The sequence below is a fragment of the Bacillus sp. FSL P2-0069 genome, from assembly GCF_038593315.1.
GTDB classification, from domain to species: Bacteria; Bacillota; Bacilli; order Bacillales; family Bacillaceae; genus Bacillus; species Bacillus safensis.
Genome location: NZ_CP151984.1, coordinates 3,101,229 through 3,125,994 on the forward strand (window position 1 = coordinate 3,101,229; position 24,766 = coordinate 3,125,994).

Consider the following 24,766-nt stretch of genomic DNA (forward strand, 5'->3'; position numbering starts at 1 on the left):
GCTCTTACTTGATTTTTATTTCCAATACAGTCATACCCTCTCTCCCATGGCAAATAACCCTCTTAAGAAAACCTTCCTTTCAGTATGGAACATTTTGGAGTGAGATATTCGATGAGCAGAAAAAGAAAGCTGCGCTTACTAGAAATCGTAAGCACAGCTCTTGTTTAAAACATGTCATTTTTCAGCCATCATGCTCTTGATGGCGATGACATCATTGATTTTTTTCAGCTTTCTCTCTTTTTTCGATTTCTTTCTTAGCCATAAACAAAGCCCCAGCTACTAAAGAAATAATATCTAATCCCACAATAAAGTAGGTTTCTGTATATCCCTTCATGTACGAAGCAAATAAAAGCGCTGCTGTTAACGCAATGCCCACGTAATGATTGTAAGTAACCTTTGAAAATAAAATAACGAGCAGGAAAGGAAAAACTAGTGCAAATATGGCTTTTGTAATCACAAAAACCCTCCCTCTTCATGGTCTACTTCCTTGATTATAGTAAAGATTGGCATATTGAACAATTCACAGTTTTCAATTTCGCCTTTTTTCTTCATGTTCGGAGACTTTTGTTGTAGAAGAAGAAGGAAATTAGTGAGATTGTCCCCTTTGTAAAGATAGGTCTTTCCGTCTTTGACAATAACATCCAATCAATTCTATGATTAAAATGATAGTGCGCACTATCATTTTGAAAAATAGAGAGACATACAAACCATTGGCTATTTGGATAAGGGGGCATTCCCATGTATTCAGTTTTATTTCATGCGGCTGAAGAATCCGCATCACTCGCAGGGGCAAAAGGCCTGAATTTAATCAAATTAAACAATCACGGCCTGCCAGTCCCAGATGGATTTATTATCAAAACCAACAGCTTTGCAAGCTTTCTTTCATATCACAATCTGCAGCCAGCAGAACAAAACCTTTCTCAAAAAATCAAAGAAGCATCGTTTCCTTTACAAATGGAAGCAGAGCTGCTTTCGTCCTTTCAATCCTTGCGGAAGACTTACCCCTCAGTTGCAGTCAGATCCTCTTCTGTTGCTGAAGATCTCGAAGGCGCCTCATTTGCAGGACAGTACGAGACCTATTTAAATATCAAAACAAATGAAGAGTTTTTACAGGCAGTCAAAGAATGCTGGTCTTCTTATTTTGCAGCGAGGGTCACAGAATATAAGGAAGAGATGAATGAAAACGAGGAAGAGATGCCGCTCATGGCCGTTGTCGTTCAAGGATTGATCCATTCTGACGTCTCCGGTGTCATCTTTAGTGAGAATCCCGTATCGGGGAAAACAAATGAAATGATGCTGACCGCAAGCTACGGATTGGGAGAAGCAATTGTCTCCGGTCTTGTGACACCAGACACGTTTATTGTAGATAAAGAGAACTTTTCGATTGAAAAAACACTTGGGGCGAAAGAGCTGCAAATTGTTCCTTTCCAAGAGGGTGTCATCGAGGAGCCAGTATCGGAGGAAATGGCTGGCCAGTTTTGCCTGAACGATGATCAATTGAAAGAAATCACACAAATCACGAAACAAGTAGAAGAACTTTACGGACATGGAGTCGATATCGAATTCGGAATTGCAGGTGGGTTGTTTTATTTACTTCAAGCAAGGCCGATTACTACAGCTCTTCCAAAAGCAGTAAATGAAACAGCAGGTGCTTCTTTTCAAATGAAACCAGAAGAGCTTCAGGATTTCTGGATTTCAATGGATGATCATATGCCTGGTCCAACGAGCCCTCTTTTCTCAAGTCTGATCATACCAGCCTTAAAAAGCGGGATGAAGAAAAATGGAGAAAAGTATCAAGTACCTGATATGAACATCAAAGATATTAAGCTTTACAGAGGCCACCTATACTCAGCACCGGATCTGCCACAAGCGGAAGAGGGAGCTGCTCCCGTTTTTGATGAAAGTATATTTGAGTTATTTCCACATTTAAGTGAACGGATGTATGAGATTCTAGAGAAAAATTTCTTTCCATTTTACGAAAAACTCGATCGCCAAATGAATGAACCTATGACCATTGAAAAAGCCATCATTGGCTTTGAAGAATTAAAGGATTTTTATATCCAAGCATATGATGATCATTTTGATATCGTCATACCACAAGTCATTCTATCAGCCATCATTGAAGACATGCTTGTCACGTATACTGGTGACCAAACCCAAGTCGTCTTGCTTCATGAAATGATGATAGGTGTGATGAACAAATCTCTTGAAACAGACAAGGTGCTATCTGATATCGCAAAGGATGTCCTTCAAGATCCAGAACTTCACCAAGCATTTATTCATCATGAAAAGAACTCGGAGCTGTTACATGCGCTCAATCACTCGGAAAAAGGAAGGCATTTCATTTCGAAATTGGAGGGTTTTCTCCAAGTTTACGGCTGGCGATCTATTAAAAGTCATGACCTTACAGATGAGACTTGGGCAGAAAACCCAGAGTTTATATTAGATATCATCAGAAATAATATCCATTGCCATTGTGATTTTGATGAAGAATTTGCAAAAGCAGTTATCAAAAGACAAGAGACGTATAAACATTTTATCAATCAAGTGAAGGATGAATCGTTTAAAACAAAATTTGAGACGCTGTATCAATTTGCCCTTCAAGCAGCGAATATCCGAGATGACCACCACTTCTACATTGATGCCATGTTAGATGCAAAGGCCCGGGTATATCTATTAAAAATTGGTGAACTTCTTGTACAAAAAGGAGCCATTCCTCATCAAGAAGATCTTTGGTATCTCTACGATGAAGAGGTACAAAAAGCGCTCACAACGTCTATCTCATTTAATTCGGTTATCCAGCAAAGAAAGATAGAAATGAAGGAAAATGAAGACATTCAACCACCGGCTTACATTGGCACACCAACTGAAGCTGAACTGCAGCAAGTAGAAAGAATGCTTGGTTCATTAAGAGAAAATGAAAACAACACACACGATGTGATCCATGGAATTGGCGCATCCAGCGGTATTGTTTCTGGAAGAGTAAAAGTCATTACATGTGCTGACGAATTCTCACAATTTCAAAAGGATGATATTTTAGTTTGTAAAACGACCACACCTTTATGGACGAGCTTATTTAGAGATGCAAAAGCAGTCATCACCGATGCTGGAGGCATTTTATCTCATTCAGCTATTATCGCAAGAGAGTATATGATGCCAGCTGTCTTAGGTACAAGAATAGCAACTGAAACACTTCAATCCGGTGACCTTGTGACAGTAGATGGCAGCAATGGACGCATTCAGATTTTAAAGCAGCATTCGCGTGTATAAACTTATCATTTTGGATGATATTGGCGGTCATAGGTTTTATCGGTATACTTACTTTGTTGCAAACACATTCATAACCTGAGGTGAGTATGCTTGTTAAAATCTACAAATCAACGAATCATTCGCGCAACAATGGATTTATTAACTGAAAAGGGCTATCAAAAAACAACAACCAAAGAAATAGCGACAAAAGCGAATGTGAGTGAAGCAACTATTTTTCGCAACTTTAAAAACAAACGCGGCGTCATTGCTGCCATTATGAAAATGAAATCAACACCGACAAAAATCCTAGAAGCAGAATTCAAAGGCGATTTATACACCGATTTGAAGTTTCTCGGTACCTATTTCCTTGAAGATTTGACTTCCAAAAAAGAATTTATTTATATCAGCATGCGAGAACCGGCTATGTTTAAGGATTTAACCAGTCATGAAAAGATTTACCCTCAAGAACTGAGAGAAATGCTCATACAATATTTCAAAAAGATGGGTGCCGAGCATCATGTATTAAAAGGAAATGAAGACATTTATGCAGACATCTTCATTAGTACGTATTTCGGATTTTTCATTCAGCAGCTAGAGCAAGATTTTCAACTCGTTCTCACACAAAAAGAAGATTTTATTGAAATATGCACACACATTTTCATGAGAGGAATTTCTCCCGCTTAAAGGGTGGAATTCTTCTTTTTTACAAAAGGTGGTATACACATTGAGGTTAAAAAAAGAGAGTTTCGTCATCTATTCTTTGTTGCTTGGAGCTATACTAGTTCCCGTCAATTCAACGATGATCGCTGTCGCTCTATCATCCATATCAACTTATTATGATCAATCTCTTGCAAACATCACTTGGGTTGTCACAATTTATCTTATTGTCATGGCAGTCACTCAACCTATCGCTGGTAAGTTAGGAGATATATACGGACACAGGCGAATGTATTTAATTGGGGTCATGCTCTTTTTAATTGGCTCAATTGGATGTGCTTTAGCTCCTAATCTAGCTTTTCTCATCACTTTTCGTTCCATTCAAGCAGCTGGCGGTGCTATTTTAACACCGAATAGCATTGCATTGATTCGTGCAACAGTATCCCCCGAAAAACTGTCTAAAACAATGGGGTATTTTGGATTTGGAGCCGGTATTGGTGCCGCACTTGGACCTTTTATTGGTTCGATTCTTATTCAGAGTTTTGATTGGCACTCTATATTCTTTGTCAATATCCCATTCTTGTTCCTTACACTTGTTACCGGCGTATTACTCATTCCGAAAACAAAGCATACACGCTTACAAGCAAATGTAGACATCACTGGTTCAATATACTTAACCATCGGGATTGCCACACTCATTCTATGCACTAAAAGCCAATTGCTAAATGAATACTTGATCTATGGAATTCTAGCGTTGATCGTCATTCCTTTATTCTTTAAACATGTACGAAAAGTAAAGAATCCGATCATCGATTTGTCGCTTTTTAAAAACAGTTCATTTACAAATGCAAACCTGTCGATCATGCTGAGTAATTTTGTGATGTATGCCATTCTTCTAATTATGCCGCTGTTTATGGAACAACAACTTGCACTTTCTCATACACAAAGCGGTATTATTCTATCAGTATTTTCTCTTTGCATGTCTATTAGCGGCTTGTTAGGGGCAAGACTCCATCCGAAAAAAGGCGCGAAAAAAATGATTGGCTTTTCATTTCTCTGTCTCACTTTATCAGGAATCATGTTAATCACACTCAGTCAGTTCCCTACCTTACCACTGCTTATCGTGACACTTGTCGCAGGTGGAATTTCATCAGGTATTGGGATGACCAGTATGCAGATGGCTTCTTTAACGTCTGTTGATCAAAGCTTATCTGGTTCAGCATCTGGCATTTTCTCTACCTTTCGATATTTTGGCAGTATCATTTCGTCTACATTGATTGGGATCATGAGTGGTTTTCAATCTTTATTTATTGTATTAATGGGTGCAGGCATTCTTGGTTTCTTTTTATCTCAACGTGTAAGAACCAAATCCACCTCCCCATCATCCGAACATTCCGCCTAATGACTCCCTTGCTCTATGTTTCTTTAGAGCGGGGAGTTTTCGTCATTTGTATCACTGTAAACTATAGCGAGTGCATCCATCAAATCCTGAAAATCATCTTTTAAGAAAGAAAAAATGGCATATGATCCAGACAAAAAAGGAACTTCAGGTACAAATGGTCTCCCTCACTTACCTAAAAGCTTTTTTTCATTCTTTCAGCATAGATAACTTCAATTTTTTTTCACAATTTTTGTGGTATGATTTTGAAAATAGAGAACGCAAAGGAGCGGAAGAATGGTACGTGTGAAATATGTTTTGATCTGTTTATCAGCTCTACTTTTATTCGTTACAGGCTGTGGAAAAGAACAGCAATTTACGCCGCCAGGCAGCTCTCAATCCATCGCTGTCATCTCTCAATTAAAAAAAGCCTCCTTTTCAATAGTTGATATACAAAAAAATAAAATGCTCTCTTCTGTGGATTTAAAACACCCACTCACTGATCTTATTCAAATCAATAAAGACGTCATCATCGCTACTAGTAAAGAGGGAGAATCCCTTATCGAAATTAATCTAAAACACGGGACAGCAACAGATTATATGAATGTGGATAAAGGACTGACTTCCCTTACATATGATGCAGCTTCTCATACATTAATCGCTGCCAACTCACAGAAAAATGTCGTTTATTTTATTGATACGGAGCGCAAAAAAATAAAATCGACTGTAAAAACTGGAAAATTACCTTCTTCTATGACTCTTTCTTCGTCAGGTATTTTATTTGTTTTAAATGCAGAAAGTCATACTGTCTCCGTCATAGATATTGAAAAGGAAAAAAATATACGTACGTTTTCTGTACTTGAACGGCCTTCTGGGATTCATTTTGATGGACAGTCCATTTGGATCGGCGGTCATGGTAAACAAGGCACCTTAAATAAGAGTATTTTTGCTTATGACCCTAAAACAGGCAAGAAACAGCGAGAAATAAAGCTAGGCGTTATGCCTGTTGCATTTTTTCCAGAGAAAAATTCTTCTACTTTATATGTACTATGTCATGGAGATCATACGCTATACAAAGTAGATACCAAAACAAATAAACAGCTTGCTTCTGTTGAAACTGGTCAAAATCCGAATTATATCACTGCTGATACGTCATCAATTTATGTGAGTAACTTGGATGACAATTCAGTATCCATCATCGATAAACACTCATTTATCATGAAAAATCAACTGAATGTCTCATCAGGACCTTACGCTATCGTGTTGGAGGAAAAGAAATGAAGGAACAAATGCGTATTTTAATCGTAGATGATGAGCTTGATATGCTTGAGTTAATCGGATCTTTTTTAAAGAGACATGGCTTTCACATTATCACTGCGAATAATGGAAAAGATGCCTTGCATCAGCTTGAAAAGGAATCTGTTGATCTTGTTGTATTAGATATCATGATGCCTGACATGGATGGATTTGAAGTCTGTCAGCGTATTCGACAAACATCTCAAATACCGATTTTATTTTTAACAGCGAGGAGTTATGAAGAGGACCGAATTAGAGGACTTGAAATTGGAGCGGATGACTACATCATGAAGCCTTTCAGTCTGCGTGAGCTTGCAGCAAGAATTGAAACAACCCTGAGACGAATTAGAGGTCTTTCGCTAAAGCGCAGCCGAATACAGATTGGTGACATGGAGATTGATCAAGATGGCAGACAAGTTTACCTCCATCAACAGCCCGTTAATTTAACAAGAAGAGAATTTGATTTACTCATGTTTCTTTTGCTCAACCAAGGACAAGTGTTTTCACGAGAACACCTTTATCAAAAATTGTGGGAATCACATTCAATGAGCGGCTCTTTAAGAACAGTCGATACACATATCAAAACGCTGCGACTAAAGTTAAAGGAAGCAGAACGATATATTAAAACCGTTTGGGGTGTCGGCTATAAGTTTGAGGAGGAAGAATGAAGCCATTATCGATTAAAAAGAAAGTACTCTTCTTAATTCTTGCAGTGATCGGAATCGTTGCAGCCTCAGCGCTTGCCCTTACCTTTTACTTATACCAGCACTTATATATTGATAAACAGATTGATTCCTTAAGTTTGCAAGGTAAGAAGCTTGCAGAAATCTATCACACACACGGGAAAGACAAGTATTTTACCGACAGAATGAAATGGGCAAATGACTCAAGTCAGGCGAACGTTATTTTTACAGATGATCCAATGGAGCTTTCAAGTGGTCTTCCTTTTGATACGAACACAAATGATAATCTCATTACGTTCAAGGAACGCCAAAAGCTCCTTCAAGGTGAAACCGTCGTGTTAATTAGAGAACACCCACAGTTTCACCAAGATATTCTTGGCATCGCCATCCCTGTTTTCTCAAGCAATGATGATCTATCGGGAACTATTTTCCTCTCCATGCCATTATCAGATGTATATGAACCCTTTGTCCAAATTAGATTGACGCTGGGTATATCCATCTCATTGATTCTGCTCCTGATATTTTTAATCGGATATAAGAGCTCCAATCACATTGTACAGACAATAAATAAAATGAAAGAAATTGCAATGGAAATGGAATCTGGCGATTTCTCAAAACGAATGGCCGTAACTAAAAAAGGAGACGAGTTAAACCAGCTTAGCCGCTCCTTTAATAAACTGTCTTCAACCCTCGAAAAAGTTGAGCAGCACCGCAGGGAATTTCTTGCGAATGTCTCTCACGAACTTAGAACGCCTTTAAGTTATATGAAAGGCTATGCAGAAGGAATTGAAGAAGGGGTCATTGATCAAAAAAAGGGGATGCAAATCATCCAAGATGAGGCCACACGTTTAAGCCGGCTTGTGCACGACCTTTTAGATCTTGCACAGTTAGAAGGTGACTCTTATCCACTTACGATGGAGCCAGTCGTCTTTGCACAGCTCATCCACGATGTTCTTGATCAAATGGCATTCATCGCTGACAAAAAAAGCATTATTTTCAAACGAACGCTAGAAGAGGATTGTATTGTTTATGGTGATAGCGACCGTCTCCAACAAGTGATACGTAATTTACTGGACAATGCCATTCATTACACGCCATCTGGGAAATCAATATCGATTGAATTACAAGTTCACCAAGGTGTTGCTGAATTGAAAGTGACCGACGAAGGCAGCGGTATTCCAAAAGAAGATCTTCCACATGTTTCTGAGCGATTTTATCGTGTAAATAAAGCACGAACAAGAAAGGATGGCGGCTCTGGCCTTGGACTAGCCGTTGTCTATCAAATCATCAAAAAACATCATGGAACATTCGACATTCAATCTGAGCCTGGCATTGGTACGACAGCCATCATTCAGCTGCCAAATACTCCTTTCACTGAAGACGTGCCAACCAAATAACAAATGAGATGAAGACTATCTATGAGAATCAGCTGTCTACATTTGAACAGTCTTCTTAACAACCACTATTTTTAATCCCTTTTTCATCACATATTCTATTTTTCAAAAAGGAGAGCTGAATGCTTCATTCACGAAATACTATCTCAAAAAAAGCGTGCAAGACCTTCTTGAGAACGTCCTGCACGCTTTTAAATCAAACAGCTGTTTCAAACCGCTTTCTGTTGATGAAGAAAGAAAGAGTAATAATCAGATAAATGCCCATTGTGACCATCGTTTGGACAATTGGAGTTGTTGACACAACGCCGATGAAAATGGCAATGATCGCAATCACAGAAAACCATGTTGTGAAAGGATACAGCTTCACGCGATATCCTCCTGGTTCTGCTACACTTCGAGATTTTAAATGCCCGACAGCAATAATAAACCAAATGAATAAGACCGTATAGCTTAAAGATCCCATTAAATAATTAAAGGTTTGACTTCCTACAAAAAGAGAAATCAATACAGCAGCATACAATGTAGATGTACACACTAGGATCGCTCTGACAGGCACCTGCTGTTTTGATAGCTTTGAGAAGCCCTTCCATACACGCCCATCCATCGCTTGCGTATAAAGTACCCTTGAGGATGCGTACAGCCCAGAGTTCATAGAAGACAAGATCGCTAATAAAATGATACCGTTCATGATGTCACTTGCGTATGGCACGCCAATCGTTGCAAACACGGTGACGAATGGACTCACTTGCTCATTGTTTACTTGATTCCAGGGAATCAAGCTGACGATGATGAAGAACGGCAGTACATAGAAACCGATGATTCGTACAAATGTACTTTGAATGGCCTTTGGGATGACTTTTTCAGGGTTTTTTGTTTCTGCTAATGTGACCCCGATCATTTCAGTCCCGCCATATGAATACACCACCACAAGCATGGCCGCAATTAAGCCGCCTGTTCCATTCGGGAAAAATCCTCCGTGGTCGGTTAAGTTGGATAATCCCGGTGCAGCATGCTGACCAAATGAGACAAACAGCATGGTTAACCCAATGATAATAAATAAAATAATGACAGCAATTTTAATAGAAGCTAACCAGTACTCCGTCTCAGCAAACATTTTAACAGAACAAACATTGATCAATGTCACAACAAGTGAAATGATTAACACAAGTATCCAAATCGGCACCTGTGGGAACCAGTACTGAATAAAGATCGCAGATACGATTGCTTCTGCTGCAATGTTCAGCACCCACATTTTCCAGTATATCCAGTCTAAGAAATAAGCCGGATATTTCCCTAACACCGGTTCAATTAAATCACGGAATGTTCTTGCGCCAGGTCGTGCAACCGTCATTTCGGCAAGTCCTTGCATAATAAATAATAAAATAAGACCACCAATCATATATGCCAAAATGACAGCAGGACCTGCGATATCAATAGCGGAGCTGCTTCCTTTAAACAGACCAGCACCTATTGCACCACCAAGTGCGAGCATCATAATATGCCTTGACGTCATTGTTCGTTTTAACTGCACATGTTCCTTTTCCATTTTCTATAGCTCCTTTAAATTTGAATCTTCAGACAAATATAGGATAAAAACATATAAAAAGGCCAGTCATCTCCTTGAAGAGACGACTGACCTTGCAACCGCGTTACCACTCTAATTGATTCAGCCATAGCTGAATCCAACTTAAAACCCGTTAACGGAGGTCACACGTAAAGACTTACTATTCATTCAGTCTTACCGCTCTTTGAGCGAGTTCAATGATTCGTTTTACTGCGTTGCACCAACCCGCAGCTCTCTTAAAAAAACGGATGTTCATCTACTATTCTCAAGTCAAAGCGTTTATAGTCAATTTGTATATTCATCAAAGATTTTATTTTTTAAATATACTGACTAACCACGCAATTGTCAACATCCTTTTTCAGACATTCTCTTTTAACGAATCCAAACAGCTACTTCATCCATTGGACGGCGCGTTTTGCCGCGCTTTGGCTCGGTGACACGATAACCAAAGGCTGCCATGACAGAAATATCATACTGACCATCCTCAAGCAGCCCTTCTTCATCTAGAATGCGATGAATCTCATCGCAGCTGAATCCCTCGACTGGGCATGAATCAATGCCAATTTGTGCAGCAGCTGTCATCATGTTTCCAAGGGCAATATACGTTTGTTTTGAAGCCCAATCAAAGAGCGTACGTTCATTTTCTAACAAATGAAGATCATTCTCTTGGAATTCTTGGTAGCGTCCCTTCACCATCTCGAACGTTTCGTCTGACATTCCTTTGATTTGCTTGTTGATGTATTCTGCATATGCTGAATCATAACGGGCGTCTGTTCTTGCCAAGATGATCACAAAATGGCTGGCAGTAGGAAGCTGCTTTTGCGCTCCCCATGTATACTCTTTTAATTTTTCTCTAAATGCTTCATTTTGAACAACGAGGAACTTCCAAGGCTCAAACCCTACAGAGCTTGGGGAAAGTCTTCCTGTTTCTAAAATAAATGCAAAATCATCCTCTGGTATTTTTTTCGTTGGATCAAACTCTTTTGTCGCATGGCGGAACTCATACGCCTCAATGATTTCTTTTTTTAATTGCTCTTTGTCTCGCATTGTATTCATCCTTTCTATTAACCAATTAGGGCGTTAGTTTCATCAATCCAATTTCTTTCCATTCTCATTTAGAAATTGTTATGATAAAAAAACAACAGCCCGAATGTGTGATGTGATATCTCTATGGTATAAGAAAAGCTTCGAGTGATTCAAGTACGCACATTTTTGTTCGTTAGTTACCATCTTGTTCGTGTATCACCAAATTTGTCTTAGAAAGGAGTGTTAAGATGAGTGCACCATCCAATCCAGTCAGTATTGTCAATCATGGCTGTCCCGTTTCAGTGACGACAAGTGTCATCGGAGGGAAATGGAAAGGAGTGATCCTTTATCATTTGACTTGCGGACCAAAACGCTACAATGAATTGCGCCGGCTGCTGCCAAGAATTTCTCAGCGTGTCCTCACACTGCAATTGCGTGAGCTTGAACAAGACGGCGTTGTCCATAGAGAAGTCTATGAGGAGGTCCCCCCTCGTGTCGAATATTCCCTCACTTCTCTCGGAAATACATTAAAGCCTATCATCTTCGCCATGCGTGAATGGGGCGAATCCTACGGGAAAGAAGCGCGCCCAAAAGAAAAAAGCTGCCATCTCTAGCAGCTTTTTTTAAGATGAAATTGCCGTTGGTTCTTGCTGTGGATCATCCTTCACAAACAGGATGCCAAGCTGATGATGCTCCCCTTCGTAAGAAGCACGTTTCTCAAATCTTGTCTGACCATTTAAGCCAATGATCTCGAGCTTCGTTAGAGCACGATTGGTTTGAAGGGCTTCATAAAATTCCGAAACGGTTTTGACTTCAATTCCATTCACTTTTGTGATGACTTCTCCGATCTCAAGCTTTAAATCAGCCGCTGGTGTATTTGGAATAATCCCCAGCACCATCAGCCCTTGATTACGCTTAGAGAAGTAGAACGGAGCAGCATTGTCATTGACCCTCTGTTTCCATGAGAGAAAGGCTCTTCCTATCACCGCAATCAATACAGCTCCCCAAGCAATCGGTTCAAACCAAATACTTGCAGCACCTAATAAGGCGACAGCGAGTCCGAGCATGAGAATACGCCGCGCTGTAATTTGAATACTAACAATTGGCAGTGAGCCTTGAATTCTCTGACCGAATCCGATGATATATGGAATCAAAATAAATGAAAAGCTTTGATCATGTACTTGAAGCACCGGCCACCATGGCAGAGAAGAAGTGAATTCACCTGCCGGCATCAGCAAAACAAGCGGTAAAAGCCACAGACGGTTTGCCCGCTGCTGACCAATTAAAAGTCCTCTCGCACTCATCACCATAGCAGGCGATGTACGTAAATGCGCCGTTCGATAGGCTAGAATCCCCTCCGTCATTAATAGAAGTCCTAGCAGAATGACAACGGCTGATGCATTCATCATTGAGAGCTGCGGCAGCCAAGAATGACTCACTTGGAAATGCATCAGTCCAAGTGCCGCAATAAAACTGAAACCGAGTGTGTATGCAGACGAAAGCGCACTCGCCTTAAAGAATAAAGAGAAAACGATGGTCATCGCTGCAATCAGCACGATGAATCCAGGGGGGAGGGCAATCCCTAAGCCTACTGAAATAACGGATAGGCAAATCCCTAGAATCCATCCCTTTGAATATGTAAATTTAAGTTCATCGTATACATCTTCTATTCTTGTTTGAAACGCTTTTCTCTCCCGCTTTACGCGGATGTAGCCATGCAATAGGCTGATTAATATCATGAAATAAAAAAGAGGATGGATTAAAAACAGACCGACCGCTTTTAATCCAGCTCCCATCCACTCCGAGCTCATTATCGTTCACCGCCCAAGTCAAGCATTTTCTCTTATTCTATCAAATAAATCGATGCTTGACATCAGGTTTATTTCTCCTGATTCATCCAAAGTGTGACATTCGACAGTGAAAAATCTTTTAAGTAGTGATTGACATCTACATCTAGTATGCCGCCGAGCAGCTGCATCGACCTCTTGATGTCGGTTAAGTTTATACCAAGTCTCTTATGATTATCCATTAAATAATTGAAGTATATCTCAGCACAGTCTTCATCGATTTCGTCGACTGATTCTACCGTTGTGTAATTGACCAAGTACCTGCTTAACAGCATGAGCAGACTTAATGCCTTTGTAGCGGAAAACGTCACATCTTTCGTACGACTCTTAAGTTCCTCTACCAACTCGTAATATTTTTTCTCTCTCACAATACTTGCCCTTTTCAATTGTGTACCCCCATTTACTAGTTCTTTTAAGAAAAGCGCAAACCTCGGTACAGCTTCATGCTCAAGCTGAATATCCGCAAAAAATAAAATATTTAAAATGAGTGCTACTTTTTATTGTAAGAATTATTTATGTAACATACAACTTTCAAAAGTTTCATTTTCATGACATGTTTAAATCAACAGAAAGTCTCTTATATACATATGTTATCGGGTAAAATTGAAGGAATGTTATGTTTTTTGTAAAATAAATGAATATATTTCTCGATATAATTTATTTTTAATCATAAATTATTACATGTTCATGACACTTATGAACCAAAAAAAAGAGGCTATTATTCGCCTCTTTATTTTTTAAGATATAGTGCTTTTAGTGCAGTCTGTAATTGAAGGTCATTTTTTTCGTATGATTTCACTTCATCCACCATTTTGTTCATCATTTCCGCTGTTTTCAAATCAATGACACCTGATTTATCGAGATTGTATGTGCTTTGGAAGGCAAGTACGGCCTTTTTCGTTTCTTCATCAAAGTATCCATCTACTCTGCCAGGGTCAAATGACAATCCCTTTAACAGCGTCTGCGCTTGTCTCACTTCTTCATTGTTCATATCAAGCTGAAGCGGTTCTTTTAGCTGAAGCGGACCTGCGGTAAAGTAATCCGGCTGATGAATCGCAATTGTCGGTACGACGCCTTTTTTGTGAATCCAATTGCCTTTTGGCGTGAGCCATTTATACAGCGTTAATTTAATATTACTTCCATCTCCCATCGGAACCGCCTGCTGCACAGTTCCTTTTCCAAAGGAGACATCACCGACGACTTCATACTTTCCAGCTTCTTTCATGGCCCCAGCAAGTATTTCCGAAGCGGAAGCACTGCCTTTATCAATTAAGACATTGACTGGATAAGGCTTTTGTTCTTTCAGTTTTGAAAAATACCGTTTCCGGTCGCCATTCCGTTCTGCGATTTGAATATATGGCTGATCCTTCGTAATAAAATGCTTCAAAATATCTTCCACACTTTGCAGATAGCCGCCAGGGTTTCCTCTCACATCCAGTACAAGGCCTTCTATGCCCTTTTTCTCGAGCTGTTTCAAGCTTGAAGTGAAATCCTTCGCCGTATCTTCAGAGAAGCTGGAGATCGCAATGTAGCCTGTTTTATGACCATTTACCTCTTTTACAGAGGAAGTCACTGTTTCAAGCGGGATTTCTTCTCGTTTGATATGGAACGTTAGCTCTTTTTCAATCCCGTTTCGTTTGATTGTTAAGGCGACAGACGTTCCTTTTTTTCCTCTTATTTTCAGTACAGCATCGTTTAAGCTTTTTTCTTTCATCGGCTCACCGTCTATGCTGATGACTTCATCTTTCGGCTTTAGACCTGCTTTTGCCGCAGGGGATTTTTTAAAGGCGGAGACAATAATGATCTTTCCTTCATCCATCCCCACTTCTGCCCCAATTCCCTCAAAGGAAGAATCAAGCGAATCAGAAAATTGCTTTGCGGTTTGCTTGTCCATGTATACTGAATACGGATCGTTTAAAGTCGAAAGCATTCCTTGGATCGCGCCTTCAAGCAGCTTTTGCCGATCCACTTCCTCTACATATTCATTTGAAATAAGGTCATAGGCTTTCTCGATCTTTTCCATCCCATTCTCTTTCGCCTTATCACTTGATTGAGCTTGTCCAGCCATTGCAGCTGCTGCTTGCGGTGACTCCGCATGAGTTCCCTCTTTATGCGTCATCACACCTGCACTTATTAAGAGAACGACACTTGCCATAATAGATGCGATTTGTTTTTTCATATTTGGCCTCCTTCTTCAACTCTTCCTGATGACCTGAGTTATTATATGCCAGAAGAAGGGATTTCATGTAAAGACATTCTCCCGTGAAGGCTTGACGAATCATTTTATTAGGTGTAATTTTTATTTTGTTATGATTGAGAAGGAGTCTTCGCTATGTATATTATCTTGACGATGCTTTTATTAGGAATTTTATTAGGTTTTGTAGGAGCAGGCGGGGCAGGATTTGTCATCGCATTGCTTACGTTAATTTTTGATATCCCTATCCATACAGCACTCGGGACGTCATTAGCCGCCATGGCATTTACGACACTATCAGGTGCATACAGCCACTACCGGGAAGGGAACATTCAGCTGAAATCTGGTTTGATTGTCGGGGCACTTGCTTGTATCGCTTCTTTTGCCGGGGCTAAGGTTGCTCCTTTTATTCCAGAAGAGAGTCTGCACTATTTAACAGCAGGGATGCTTTTTTTATCCGCTGTTTTTATGATGATCAAACTATTTGTTCTTAATGAAGAGGCTGAGCAGCAGCCGCTTTCTTCTCGTCAGCTGATGACAAGAGGCATTATTTTAGGCCTTGTGTCTGGGATGCTGTCAGGCATGTTTGGTATCGGGTCTGCACCATTCATTCAAGTAGGACTTTTGATTTTACTGAAGCTGTCGATTAGGCAAGCCGTTGGCACGACCATGCTTGTCATTATTCCGATTTCCATCGGCGGTGGAATTGGATATATTTCAGAGGGCTATGTTGATTTTATCTTGCTGATCCAAATATTAATTGGCACCGTATTAGGCGCATTTATCGGCGCGAAATTCACACGCCTTGCACCGAAGCTCTTATTGAAATCAGCTGTTCTGTTAACACCTATTATTGCCGGATTACTGCTGTTATTTTAATTCTAACTAGATCAAAAAAGCCGATAACATCATGTTATCGGCTTTTTGATTAGCGGATATATTGCGCTGGATTGACTGCATTTGATTTTGCGCCATTCCATAATCCTTTATGAATTTCAAAGTGAAGATGCTGACCATGCGATTGGCCGGTATTTCCCATATATCCAAGGAATTGTCCTTGTTCGACTCTCTGTCCTGTTGACACACTTCTTGTAGACAGGTGGGCGTATACAGTTTGATATGTCTGTCCATTGATATTGTGCGTAATGAACACAACATTTCCGTAGCTCGATGAGTAGCTGGAGTTCGTGACTGTTCCAGATGCTGCTGCATAGACAGGAACTGTGCCTTTTGCTGCAATATCTAATCCGAAGTGGTTTCCGCCAGAACGTCCGCCAAAGCCAGATGAGAAACGTCCTGCAGCTGGTTTAATAAAGCCAGAGCTGCTTGCTGGTGTATCAGACACTTGATCTGAGCCGCCGCTGTGAGGTGCAGGTCCATTTTTTTCAGCTGCTTGTTTTGCTTTCTTCGCTTCTTCCTTTTGTCGGTGTGCTTCCTCAGATTTCACAGCCGCTTTTTGATTCGCTAGGATTTCTTGTTCATTCTCAAGCTTGCCTAGTTCATCATGAGCATGATTTTTTTTATCTGTCACATCACCTAAAATGTGTTCTTTTTGTTTGTGCTTCTTAGATAAATCTTTTTTCAGTGCTTCTAGCTCTTTCAGAGATGTTTCAAGTCCGCTTAGCTGATTATTTAGCTCTGCTTCTTTTTGCTCCACCAGCTTTAAATCATTTTCATGTTCTGTAATCATGTCTTTGTCTGCTTCGACAATCGTTGTGACAGCCCCAACACGACCGACAAAATCACTAAAGCTGCGAGCACCTAGCAGCACATCTAAATAGTTGATCGTACCGCCGCTTTTTTGCATTGAACGAATTCGGTCTTTGAAAATGGCTTTTCTTTTTTCAATTCGCTCATTGATGACTTGAATGTCTTTTTTTAGCTTCTTGATCTCTTGCTTCGTTTTTTTAACTTCTTTCTCTTTTTCAGCGACTTTTTCAGTTGCAGTACTTACCTTTTGGTCAATTTGTTCAATTTCTTTCTTGAGCTTTGATTCTTTCTTTTCAAGCTTTGCCAGCTCTGACTTCTTCTTCTTCAAGCTTGATTCAGTCTTCGATGTTTTCTCTTCGATTTGTTGACGTTTTTGATCTAGGTCTTCGTATGCGAATGCACGATTCTCGTTCCCTGGAATGTATAGCCACGTTGTTCCAATAAACGCTGCCATTCCAGCCATCATCAGCTTTCTTTTCAAAACGATATTCCCCTCCCATGACAACTGTCGACATGAAGAGCCGACCGGATGAATCGGGTCAACCGGTCACATCTTCTATAGAATCCTCGAATGCTGCCATCAAAATATATTTATACTTTTAAGAATTTACGGATAGACGTTAAGCTTCCCCATACACCAATGATTGCACCGATCACTAGCAGGACCAGTGATACTTGATAGACAAACGGATTGTATGGAAGCATTGAAATAAATGAGCCTTGTACTCTCGGTGCGACCCAGCCAACTGCATATTGATACGTGCCAAGCAATAGGGCAATTGGTATAATGGAACCAAATACACCAAGCAATAATCCTTCAATGAAGAATGGCCAGCGGATAAACCAGTTCGTTGCACCTACCAGCTTCATAATCTCAATTTCTTTACGTCTAGCAAAAATCGTAATTTTGATCGTATTGGAGATTAAGAACATAGCTGTAAATAACAGCCCAATAATGAGCACAATGCCGACATTACGCGCTACTCCAACTACATTGAAGAGTCGGCTGACCTCTTCTTTCCCATAGGTTACTTTATATGTACCCTTTAGGTTTTCTAATTTCTTCGCTACTTTTGGTGTATCGTGAGGATCTGTTGTTTTCACAATAAACGCATCGTTTAATGGATTTTCTTGATCAACAAGTCCCATGGATTGTCCATTTTCTCCAAAGCTTTTAATCAGTGCTTTCAGTTCGTCATCCTTAGATGAGTACTTCACATTACTGATTTCAGGAATCTTTTCAATTTCTGCTTTTAATTCATCCTGCTGCTTTTGATTCGCCGTTAATTCGATTAATACTTTTACTTCTACTTCTTTTTCAGCGTTCGATGCCATGTTATTCAAGTTGAGCATAATCACAAGGAAAACCCCAACTAAAATCAATGTGACAGTAACCGCACTAATTGATGCAAATGTCATCCACGTGTTTCTTCCAAGTGAACGGAAGCTCTCACGTAAATGCCGCGAGAGAGTTTTAATCATAAATTCCGTACTCCCCTCTTGCTTCGTCACGCACAATCATTCCATCTTCGATTGCGATGACGCGTTTCTTCATGGTGTTTACAATTTCTTTGTTGTGTGTCGCCATAACCACTGTTGTTCCGCGGTTATTAATCTCTTCGAGCGTCTTCATGATTTCCCAAGAAGTGTCTGGATCAAGGTTTCCTGTCGGCTCATCTGCAATGACGACCTCAGGGCTATTAACAATCGAGCGGGCGATAGACACACGCTGCTGTTCACCGCCGGACAGCTGGTCAGGAAATTGACGCGCTCTGTGCTTTAGCTGAACCAGATCGAGAACATCAAGCACTTTTTTCTTAATGATATGAGGCTGTTCACCAATCACTTCAAGAGCAAATGCTACGTTCTCAAACACAGTAAGAGTTGGGAGCAGCTTGAAATCTTGGAATACTACGCCAATTTCTCTTCTTACGTAAGGAATTTCTTTTTCCTTCATTGAGCCTAAATCTTTGTTATTAATTAAGATTTGCCCTTTGGTTGGCTTCTCTTCACGATACATCATTTTGATGAAAGTGGATTTACCAGCACCACTGGGACCAACAACATACACAAACTCTCCTGGATGGATAGAGACATTGATTCCATTGATCGCCTTTACGCCATTAGGATAGATCTTGTAGACTTCCTTCATTTGAATCATGTAATCACCTAATCTTTTCTTATTCGCTGACTAACAGCTTATCATGATGTTTTGACACTTCTCGTCAAAAAACGTTATGTATGGTCACGCACATACCCTTCGATACTTACTAACAATTTATGTCCTTTTCATCCAAAAAGATGAAAAAATTGAATCGTCTAAATTTCAACAACTCCAATTATACGTCATGAATCGACGCAATGGTATTACATTTATATTTCAAAACTTATAAATAAAAGGTAAATAGAACAATCAAAACCGAAAAACATGCCTTTATACCCTTATTTTTTAAATAAAATTTAATATAATGCGTTTTCATACTATCCAAAAGTCTTTTTCTACATATAAAAAAACAAAAAAACCTTGTCGATTAGACAAAGGTTTTATTTTTTCTCTGCAAGCCATTTTGCTACTTCTTTTGCCTGCTTCTCATCTACCATACCGCTTGGCATAGAGCCTTTACCGTTTTGCGCAATATCTGCGATTTGGCTTTCATTATATTTCTTCCCTACTTCCTTCAGGCTTGGACCGCCTCCGCCAGATAGGTCTTTCCCATGACAGCCGATACAGTTTTGCTGATAGATCTCCTCACCACTGCTTACAGATGATGCACTTTTGCTGCCTTCTTTGTCGCTGCTGCTTGAATTTCCTCCACAAGCCGCAAGAACAAGAAGCATCGCTGCAAACAGCATCGTTAATCCGCTTTTTTTCATCTATTTCCCTCCCTTACAATCATTTGGTCAACGCTATTATATCCTTGTTTATGCCCTTTTAAAACCCTCACCAAGCACCTCTTTTGCATCCATCACGATGACAAATGCAGATGCATCGATTGCTTTCACCACTTGTTTCAACTTTGTGAATTGTGACTGCCCAACGACACACATCAAAATTGGGCGGTCATGATCGGTATATCCTCCGACTGCTGAGATCTTCGTCACACCGCGGTCAATTTGATCAAAAACCGCCTGTCTGACCTCATCTTCATGCCCTGTAATGATCATTGCCATTTTTGAATGACTGAAGCCAGCCTGTACCACATCAATCGTTTTACTAGAAATAAACACACCAATGACCGCGTACAGCCCCTCTTCAATTCCAAAGACCGTCATCGCAGCCAGAACAATCAAGCCATCCATCATCGCTAAACAGGTGCCTAGCGTGAGTCCTGTGTACTTATTGATGATTTTGGCAGCGAGTGCTGTTCCACCCGTTGATCCATTCCCAAGGAACACGAGCCCTATTCCGATCCCAATGACCACACCGCCAAATATAGCCGCCAGCAGTGCTTCATGTGTGACAGGTGCAATATGTCTTGTGACAAACACCATGAAAGGTAAAAAAATCGAGCCAACGAGTGTTTTCACTCCAAATGTACCGCCTAATAAATAAAAGCCAGCGATAAACAGGGGAATATTAAGCCCCCATTGCACATACGCCGCTTCAAAGCCGAATGACTGCATAATGGTACTAATGCCGCTCACACCGCCTGCTGCAATCTGATTCGGTAATAATAACGTATTAAAACCAATCGCCACGATGGCAGATCCGATTAAAATGAACAAATAATTTTTCACTTCGATCCAAAATTGTGAATGTCCCTGCTTCATGTCTTTCTTCCTCCGTTACTTCTGAATGCACACCTATTTTAATCCCTCTTAAAACGATTGTAAATAACAGCCAAATGCAGTGCTAATGGATTAATACTTTATCACACAGACGGAATAGCGTACTTGCCGGTTGGCATAGGATGAATTGATGGTATATTTAATATGTACATGAGAAAGAAGGGGCATGCGATGAAGAAAATACTGAAGATAACAGGTATGACATTACTTGCACTGATCATCTTAGCTTTTGGTGCTTTCTATACATGGAGCCGCTTTACATATGGACCATCAGAAGCATTAAAAAAACAAGTAAACATGGAGCAAGTGGAACATAAAAACAATGTTTATACATTTGAAGCATCAAAAAGTGATACTGGCATCATTCTCTATCCTGGGGCAAAGGTGGAACCACTTGCGTATGCCTATATCGGGGATACGCTGATGAAAAAAGGCTACTCTGTCTTTATCCCTGACATGCCATTTTCCTTTGCGATCTTCAATCCAAACAAAGCGCAGGACATCATCAAAGATCACCAATCGATCAAACACTGGTATATTGGCGGACATTCACTTGGCGGGGCAGCTGCCGCTATGTTTGCAGAAAAAAATCAGAGCAAGCTCGATGGACTCTTTTTCCTAGCATCTTATCCAGCATCAGATGACCTGAAACAATCGTCACTAAAAATCCTCTCTATTTCAGGTGAAAAGGATGGGCTGGCAACACAAGAAAAAATCAAAAAATCGAAAGCAAATCTGCCGTCTCAAACCGTTTTTCATGAAATAAAAGGCGGGAATCATGCGCAGTTTGGCATGTATGGCAAACAAAAAGGGGATCAGCCAGCGGACATTCCAGCCCTGTCGCAGCAAAATGATCTCATCCAGACAATGGTTGACTGGCTGAAGCCAGCAAAAAAGCTCCCATAATAGGAGCTTTTCATTTTTTATTTTTTTGTCACCTCTAAAAATTCTTCAGCATCTGCTACAGCCAAACGAATGGCTTCTTCCCAAAATGCTTTTTGGGTAAGGTCAACGCCTAGATGCTTTTTGGCTAAATCTTCTACTGTCATTGAAGCAGTATCCTTTAATAATGCAATGTATTTCTCTTCAAACGATGTACCAGCCTGCAATGCTTTTGCGTAAATTCCTAACGAGAACATGTATCCAAAGGTGTATGGAAAATTATAAAATGGAACATTCGTGATATGGAAATGCAGCTTAGAAGCCCAGAAATGCGGATGGTATTCATCTAATGAGTCACCGAACGCTTCCTTCTGCGCTTCGACCATCAATTCATTCAATCTGTCAGCCGGCACTTCTCCTTGTTTACGCTCTTCATAAAAGCGCTGTTCAAATAAGAAACGAGATTGAATGTTCATGAAGAAAGCTACACTGCGCTGCAGCTTATCCTCTAACAGGCTGAGCCGCTCCTCTTCATTTGCCGCTTCTTTTAATGAGGCATCAGCTACAATCATTTCTGCGAATGTCGACGCTGTTTCAGCTACATTCATTGCGTATTTGCGATTCAGAATGCGAACATCCTGCATCACTTCCTGATGAAACGAATGACCAAGCTCATGCGCTAGTGTCGCCACATTGGATGGACTTCCTGAGAAAGTCATAAAAATACGTGATTCTCCGCTGTCAGGGAAATTTGTACAAAAGCCGCCTACCCGTTTGTTTGGACGGTCCTCAGCTTCTACCCAGCGTTCATTAAAGGCTTTTTCTGTAAAAGCAGCGAGCTCTTCTCCAAATCCTGCGAAATGTTTCACAATAAAAGCAGCTGCTTCTTGATAAGGATAGATTTTGGTCTCACTGCCGATAGGAGCCCCAACATCGAACCAGCTCAGCTTATCCACTCCAAGCATGTCAGCTTTTCGGTGTAAATAATCAATGAATGGCTGCTTATGTTCATCAATCACAGACCACATTGCATCAAGGGTTTCTTGTTTCATCCGGCAAATTTCAAGCGGTTCTTTTAAAATGTGATCCCAGCCCCTTGCTTCATACACTTGCAAACGAAAACCAGCAAGGTGATTGAGCGTACTAGCAAATAAATGTTCATCCTGCTTCCATGCATGCTCTAGGTTGTGATAAACGGCCTTTCTGACTTCACGATCTGAATCATCCATAGCATTTTCTGCTTGGCCTACAGAGATCATCTGCGTTTCTCCATGCTGTTCAAACGGAATGGTAATTTTATTGACTAAGCTGGAATAAAGCTCATCCCACGCATGGTACCCATCTACAGCCAGCTTTTGAATCAGCGTTTCTTGTTCAACAGGTAATTGATCCTTCACACGGTCTCTTCGCTCATTTAATATGTAGCGGACATCTGAAAAGGCTGCTGAATTCATCAATTCTTCCCACTTGTTTGCAGGGATAGCAGCTAGCGCTTGATCAAACAGTGCAAGGATGGTTCCTAAATCAGCTTCTAGGTTGGCAATCGTACCTCGAAGACTGCCTGCCTTCATATCCTTCGTATTTTGAGCTTGTAGGCAGGATACAAATGAACTTGCTTGAGACAATTTTTTATATGTAGTTTCATACGCGTCAAGGACAGACGTTAATTGGCTTTCAATGTGTGTATCTTCTTTTGAAAAGGCATCCACCTTTTGTCGTAATTCATCTAGTAGCTGCTGAATGTTTTGCAGGTATGTCTTAAATTCTGGTGAAGAACTGCCTCCTTTAAAAAAGGCATCTAAATCCCACGTTTCTTGCAATGGTGTTAATCCCAAAATATTTCCCCCTTTATTTGCTAATTTCATCATACAAAGGATATAGAATCAGTATGTCGTATGTATACCTTTATATTCATTATATTTTCTCACAATTAAAAAAACCCGGCAAGAAGCCGAGTTTTTATGATAATTTCGAACGTAAGTACGCATCGATAAATGAATCTAAATCTCCATCCATCACCGCTTGAACATTTCCCATCTCCGTATTGGTTCGATGGTCTTTCACAAGAGAATAAGGGTGGAATACATAAGAGCGGATTTGGCTTCCCCAGCCAATTTCTTTCTGCTCTCCTCTGATTTCATCCAATTCTGCCTGCTGTTCTTCGATCCGTTTTTGATAAAGTTTCGATTTCAGCATTTTCATCGCACGTTCTCTGTTTTTAATTTGTGATCTTTCTGTTTGGCACGTCACGACGACATTCGTTGGAATGTGTGTGATACGAACAGCAGAGTCCGTCGTATTAACGTGCTGCCCACCTGCTCCGCTTGCACGATACGTATCTACCTTGATATCCTCTGTCCGTATATCAATATCAATTTCTTCATTGAATTCCGGCATGACATCACAGGAAACGAAGGATGTATGTCTGCGGCCAGAAGAATCAAAAGGAGAAATACGAACCAAACGATGGACACCTTTTTCAGCTTTTAAGTAACCGTACGCGTTATGCCCTTTGATGAGCAAAGTCACAGACTTAATCCCTGCCTCATCACCTGGAAGGTAATCAAGCGTTTCGACCTTAAAGCCTCTGCGCTCTGCCCAGCGAGTGTACATTCGCAGAAGCATAGAACCCCAGTCCTGTGATTCAGTACCGCCTGCACCTGGGTGAAGCTCCAGAATGGCATTGTTTTTATCATAAGGTTCGCTTAAAAGAAGCTGCAGCTCAAATTCGTTAAACTGCTTCGTTAAGTTCTTCAGCTCTTTTTCAAGCTCTGCATGAAGCTCCTCGTCATAATCTTCCTTTAATAAGTCATGCGTCATTTGCAGCTCTTCATGTGATTCACTGAGCTCATGGTAGGAATTCACAGAATCCTTCAGTGCATTGGCTTCATTGATAACGCCTTGAGCCTTTTGCTGATCATTCCAAAAATCAGCCTCTGACATCGTCGCTTCAAGCTCTGCGATTTTGGCCTCTTTTGTTTCTAAGTCAAAGAGACCCCCTAAAATCAGCTAGCCTGCTAGCCATATTTTCAAGCTCTTGTCTAATTTCTACTAATTCCATATCCTTCACCTCATAGATGTATGGGGGCTGACATGA

Annotated in this window: 22 protein-coding genes and 1 other annotated feature; of the genes, 9 read left to right on the top strand and 13 right to left on the bottom strand. The window is 40.4% G+C overall.

Features of this window, described 5'->3' with window-relative positions; genetic code table 11:
• Nucleotides 1-211: 211 nt before the first annotated feature.
• Nucleotides 212-457 (bottom strand): CsbA family protein, encoded by a 246-nt coding sequence (locus tag NSQ34_RS15965; protein WP_034281059.1) that lies wholly within the window; start codon nt 455-457, stop codon nt 212-214.
• A gap of 281 nt (nt 458-738) precedes the next feature.
• Between NSQ34_RS15965 and NSQ34_RS15970 the strand changes: the two genes are divergently transcribed.
• The 6 genes from NSQ34_RS15970 (at nt 739) to NSQ34_RS15995 (ending at nt 8,660) form a co-directional block, all read left to right on the top strand.
• A complete protein-coding gene (locus NSQ34_RS15970; RefSeq protein ID WP_061110134.1) occupies nt 739-3,270 on the top strand; it encodes a PEP/pyruvate-binding domain-containing protein in 2,532 nt (843 codons plus the stop codon).
• Nucleotides 3,271-3,360: 90 nt separating this feature from the next.
• On the top strand, nt 3,361-3,933 hold the full coding sequence (locus NSQ34_RS15975; RefSeq protein WP_034281062.1) for a TetR/AcrR family transcriptional regulator: 573 nt from the start codon (nt 3,361-3,363) through the stop codon (nt 3,931-3,933).
• A gap of 40 nt (nt 3,934-3,973) precedes the next feature.
• A complete protein-coding gene (locus NSQ34_RS15980) occupies nt 3,974-5,308 on the top strand; it encodes an MFS transporter (protein WP_034281064.1) in 1,335 nt (444 codons plus the stop codon).
• Between the two features lie 273 nt (nt 5,309-5,581).
• Nucleotides 5,582-6,565, top strand: coding sequence for a YncE family protein (locus tag NSQ34_RS15985; RefSeq protein WP_061110135.1), 984 nt, complete (start codon nt 5,582-5,584; stop codon nt 6,563-6,565).
• Nucleotides 6,562-7,248, top strand: a complete 687-nt coding sequence (locus NSQ34_RS15990; RefSeq protein WP_034281069.1) for a response regulator transcription factor — start codon at nt 6,562-6,564, stop codon at nt 7,246-7,248. Before NSQ34_RS15985 ends, NSQ34_RS15990 begins: the two co-directional genes overlap by 4 nt.
• A complete protein-coding gene (locus NSQ34_RS15995) occupies nt 7,245-8,660 on the top strand; it encodes a HAMP domain-containing sensor histidine kinase (protein ID WP_034281071.1) in 1,416 nt (471 codons plus the stop codon). The genes NSQ34_RS15990 and NSQ34_RS15995 overlap by 4 nt, the downstream gene beginning before the upstream one ends.
• Nucleotides 8,661-8,853: 193 nt before the next feature.
• Here NSQ34_RS15995 and NSQ34_RS16000 read toward each other — a convergent pair whose 3' ends face one another.
• Together NSQ34_RS16000 and NSQ34_RS16005 are read right to left on the bottom strand one after the other, a co-directional pair.
• Entirely contained in the window at nt 8,854-10,203 is a 1,350-nt protein-coding gene (locus tag NSQ34_RS16000; protein WP_034281072.1) for an amino acid permease, read from the bottom strand.
• Between the two features lie 75 nt (nt 10,204-10,278).
• Nucleotides 10,279-10,504 (bottom strand) — a binding site (T-box leader).
• 89 nt (nt 10,505-10,593) lie between these two features.
• Nucleotides 10,594-11,268: an NAD(P)H-dependent oxidoreductase gene (locus NSQ34_RS16005; RefSeq protein ID WP_120207786.1), complete on the bottom strand. Its 675-nt coding sequence runs from the start codon at nt 11,266-11,268 to the stop codon at nt 10,594-10,596.
• Nucleotides 11,269-11,495: 227 nt separating this feature from the next.
• Between NSQ34_RS16005 and NSQ34_RS16010 the strand changes: the two genes are divergently transcribed.
• Nucleotides 11,496-11,861, top strand: a complete 366-nt coding sequence (locus tag NSQ34_RS16010; protein WP_024423595.1) for a winged helix-turn-helix transcriptional regulator — start codon at nt 11,496-11,498, stop codon at nt 11,859-11,861.
• A gap of 9 nt (nt 11,862-11,870) precedes the next feature.
• Here NSQ34_RS16010 and NSQ34_RS16015 read toward each other — a convergent pair whose 3' ends face one another.
• The 3 genes from NSQ34_RS16015 to NSQ34_RS16025 all read right to left on the bottom strand — a co-directional run bounded on the left by NSQ34_RS16015 (nt 11,871) and on the right by NSQ34_RS16025 (nt 15,273).
• Nucleotides 11,871-13,058 (bottom strand): PDZ domain-containing protein, encoded by a 1,188-nt coding sequence (locus tag NSQ34_RS16015; RefSeq protein ID WP_024426241.1) that lies wholly within the window; start codon nt 13,056-13,058, stop codon nt 11,871-11,873.
• A gap of 68 nt (nt 13,059-13,126) precedes the next feature.
• A complete protein-coding gene (locus tag NSQ34_RS16020) occupies nt 13,127-13,480 on the bottom strand; it encodes a swarming motility protein SwrAA (protein ID WP_007500014.1) in 354 nt (117 codons plus the stop codon).
• Nucleotides 13,481-13,824: 344 nt separating this feature from the next.
• Nucleotides 13,825-15,273 (bottom strand): S41 family peptidase, encoded by a 1,449-nt coding sequence (locus NSQ34_RS16025; RefSeq protein ID WP_039181746.1) that lies wholly within the window; start codon nt 15,271-15,273, stop codon nt 13,825-13,827.
• Between the two features lie 153 nt (nt 15,274-15,426).
• Between NSQ34_RS16025 and NSQ34_RS16030 the strand changes: the two genes are divergently transcribed.
• Entirely contained in the window at nt 15,427-16,167 is a 741-nt protein-coding gene (locus NSQ34_RS16030) for a sulfite exporter TauE/SafE family protein (protein WP_024423598.1), read from the top strand.
• A gap of 49 nt (nt 16,168-16,216) precedes the next feature.
• Here the strand turns inward: NSQ34_RS16030 and NSQ34_RS16035 are convergent, their stop codons facing one another.
• From NSQ34_RS16035 to NSQ34_RS16055, 5 genes are all read right to left on the bottom strand, one after another.
• Complete coding sequence (locus NSQ34_RS16035; RefSeq protein WP_268456204.1) at nt 16,217-17,479, bottom strand: M23 family metallopeptidase; 1,263 nt, start codon at nt 17,477-17,479, stop codon at nt 16,217-16,219.
• A 110-nt stretch (nt 17,480-17,589) separates the two neighbouring features.
• Complete coding sequence (gene ftsX, locus NSQ34_RS16040; protein WP_034281079.1) at nt 17,590-18,480, bottom strand: permease-like cell division protein FtsX; 891 nt, start codon at nt 18,478-18,480, stop codon at nt 17,590-17,592.
• Nucleotides 18,473-19,159 (bottom strand): cell division ATP-binding protein FtsE, encoded by a 687-nt coding sequence (gene ftsE / locus NSQ34_RS16045; protein WP_024423601.1) that lies wholly within the window; start codon nt 19,157-19,159, stop codon nt 18,473-18,475. The genes ftsX and ftsE overlap by 8 nt, the downstream gene beginning before the upstream one ends.
• A gap of 383 nt (nt 19,160-19,542) precedes the next feature.
• Nucleotides 19,543-19,872: a cytochrome c551 gene (gene cccB, locus NSQ34_RS16050; protein ID WP_024423602.1), complete on the bottom strand. Its 330-nt coding sequence runs from the start codon at nt 19,870-19,872 to the stop codon at nt 19,543-19,545.
• A gap of 48 nt (nt 19,873-19,920) precedes the next feature.
• Complete coding sequence (locus NSQ34_RS16055) at nt 19,921-20,769, bottom strand: YitT family protein (protein WP_024426245.1); 849 nt, start codon at nt 20,767-20,769, stop codon at nt 19,921-19,923.
• Nucleotides 20,770-20,958: 189 nt separating this feature from the next.
• Here NSQ34_RS16055 and NSQ34_RS16060 point away from each other — a divergent pair, with 189 nt between their 5' ends.
• Nucleotides 20,959-21,693 (top strand): alpha/beta fold hydrolase, encoded by a 735-nt coding sequence (locus tag NSQ34_RS16060; protein WP_120207788.1) that lies wholly within the window; start codon nt 20,959-20,961, stop codon nt 21,691-21,693.
• 17 nt (nt 21,694-21,710) lie between these two features.
• Here NSQ34_RS16060 and NSQ34_RS16065 read toward each other — a convergent pair whose 3' ends face one another.
• Both NSQ34_RS16065 and prfB read right to left on the bottom strand, forming a co-directional pair.
• Nucleotides 21,711-23,504, bottom strand: coding sequence for a M3 family oligoendopeptidase (locus tag NSQ34_RS16065; protein WP_046313070.1), 1,794 nt, complete (start codon nt 23,502-23,504; stop codon nt 21,711-21,713).
• 124 nt (nt 23,505-23,628) lie between these two features.
• Nucleotides 23,629-24,730 (bottom strand): peptide chain release factor 2 gene (gene prfB / locus NSQ34_RS16070; RefSeq protein WP_098677688.1). Its coding sequence is split into 2 segments (ribosomal slippage): nt 23,629-24,657 and nt 24,659-24,730, totalling 1,101 coding nucleotides; the frame shifts between segments, so codons are not numbered across the junction.
• Nucleotides 24,731-24,766: the final 36 nt, after the last annotated feature.

What these genes read in the sequence shown, in the direction of transcription:
- NSQ34_RS15990 (WP_034281069.1), top strand. Translation starts at nt 6,562, where the DNA reads ATGAAGGAACAAATGCGTATTTTAATCGTAGATGATGAGCTTGATATG.
- ftsX (WP_034281079.1), bottom strand. Translation starts at nt 18,480, where the DNA reads ATGATTAAAACTCTCTCGCGGCATTTACGTGAGAGCTTCCGTTCACTT.
- NSQ34_RS16005 (WP_120207786.1), bottom strand. Translation starts at nt 11,268, where the DNA reads ATGCGAGACAAAGAGCAATTAAAAAAAGAAATCATTGAGGCGTATGAG.
- NSQ34_RS16000 (WP_034281072.1), bottom strand. Translation starts at nt 10,203, where the DNA reads ATGGAAAAGGAACATGTGCAGTTAAAACGAACAATGACGTCAAGGCAT.
- NSQ34_RS16015 (WP_024426241.1), bottom strand. Translation starts at nt 13,058, where the DNA reads ATGAGCTCGGAGTGGATGGGAGCTGGATTAAAAGCGGTCGGTCTGTTT.
- NSQ34_RS16060 (WP_120207788.1), top strand. Translation starts at nt 20,959, where the DNA reads ATGAAGAAAATACTGAAGATAACAGGTATGACATTACTTGCACTGATC.
- NSQ34_RS15970 (WP_061110134.1), top strand. Translation starts at nt 739, where the DNA reads ATGTATTCAGTTTTATTTCATGCGGCTGAAGAATCCGCATCACTCGCA.
- NSQ34_RS15995 (WP_034281071.1), top strand. Translation starts at nt 7,245, where the DNA reads ATGAAGCCATTATCGATTAAAAAGAAAGTACTCTTCTTAATTCTTGCA.
- NSQ34_RS16055 (WP_024426245.1), bottom strand. Translation starts at nt 20,769, where the DNA reads ATGAAGCAGGGACATTCACAATTTTGGATCGAAGTGAAAAATTATTTG.
- cccB (WP_024423602.1), bottom strand. Translation starts at nt 19,872, where the DNA reads ATGAAAAAAAGCGGATTAACGATGCTGTTTGCAGCGATGCTTCTTGTT.
- NSQ34_RS16030 (WP_024423598.1), top strand. Translation starts at nt 15,427, where the DNA reads ATGTATATTATCTTGACGATGCTTTTATTAGGAATTTTATTAGGTTTT.
- NSQ34_RS15985 (WP_061110135.1), top strand. Translation starts at nt 5,582, where the DNA reads ATGGTACGTGTGAAATATGTTTTGATCTGTTTATCAGCTCTACTTTTA.
- NSQ34_RS16025 (WP_039181746.1), bottom strand. Translation starts at nt 15,273, where the DNA reads ATGAAAAAACAAATCGCATCTATTATGGCAAGTGTCGTTCTCTTAATA.
- NSQ34_RS16010 (WP_024423595.1), top strand. Translation starts at nt 11,496, where the DNA reads ATGAGTGCACCATCCAATCCAGTCAGTATTGTCAATCATGGCTGTCCC.
- ftsE (WP_024423601.1), bottom strand. Translation starts at nt 19,159, where the DNA reads ATGATTCAAATGAAGGAAGTCTACAAGATCTATCCTAATGGCGTAAAG.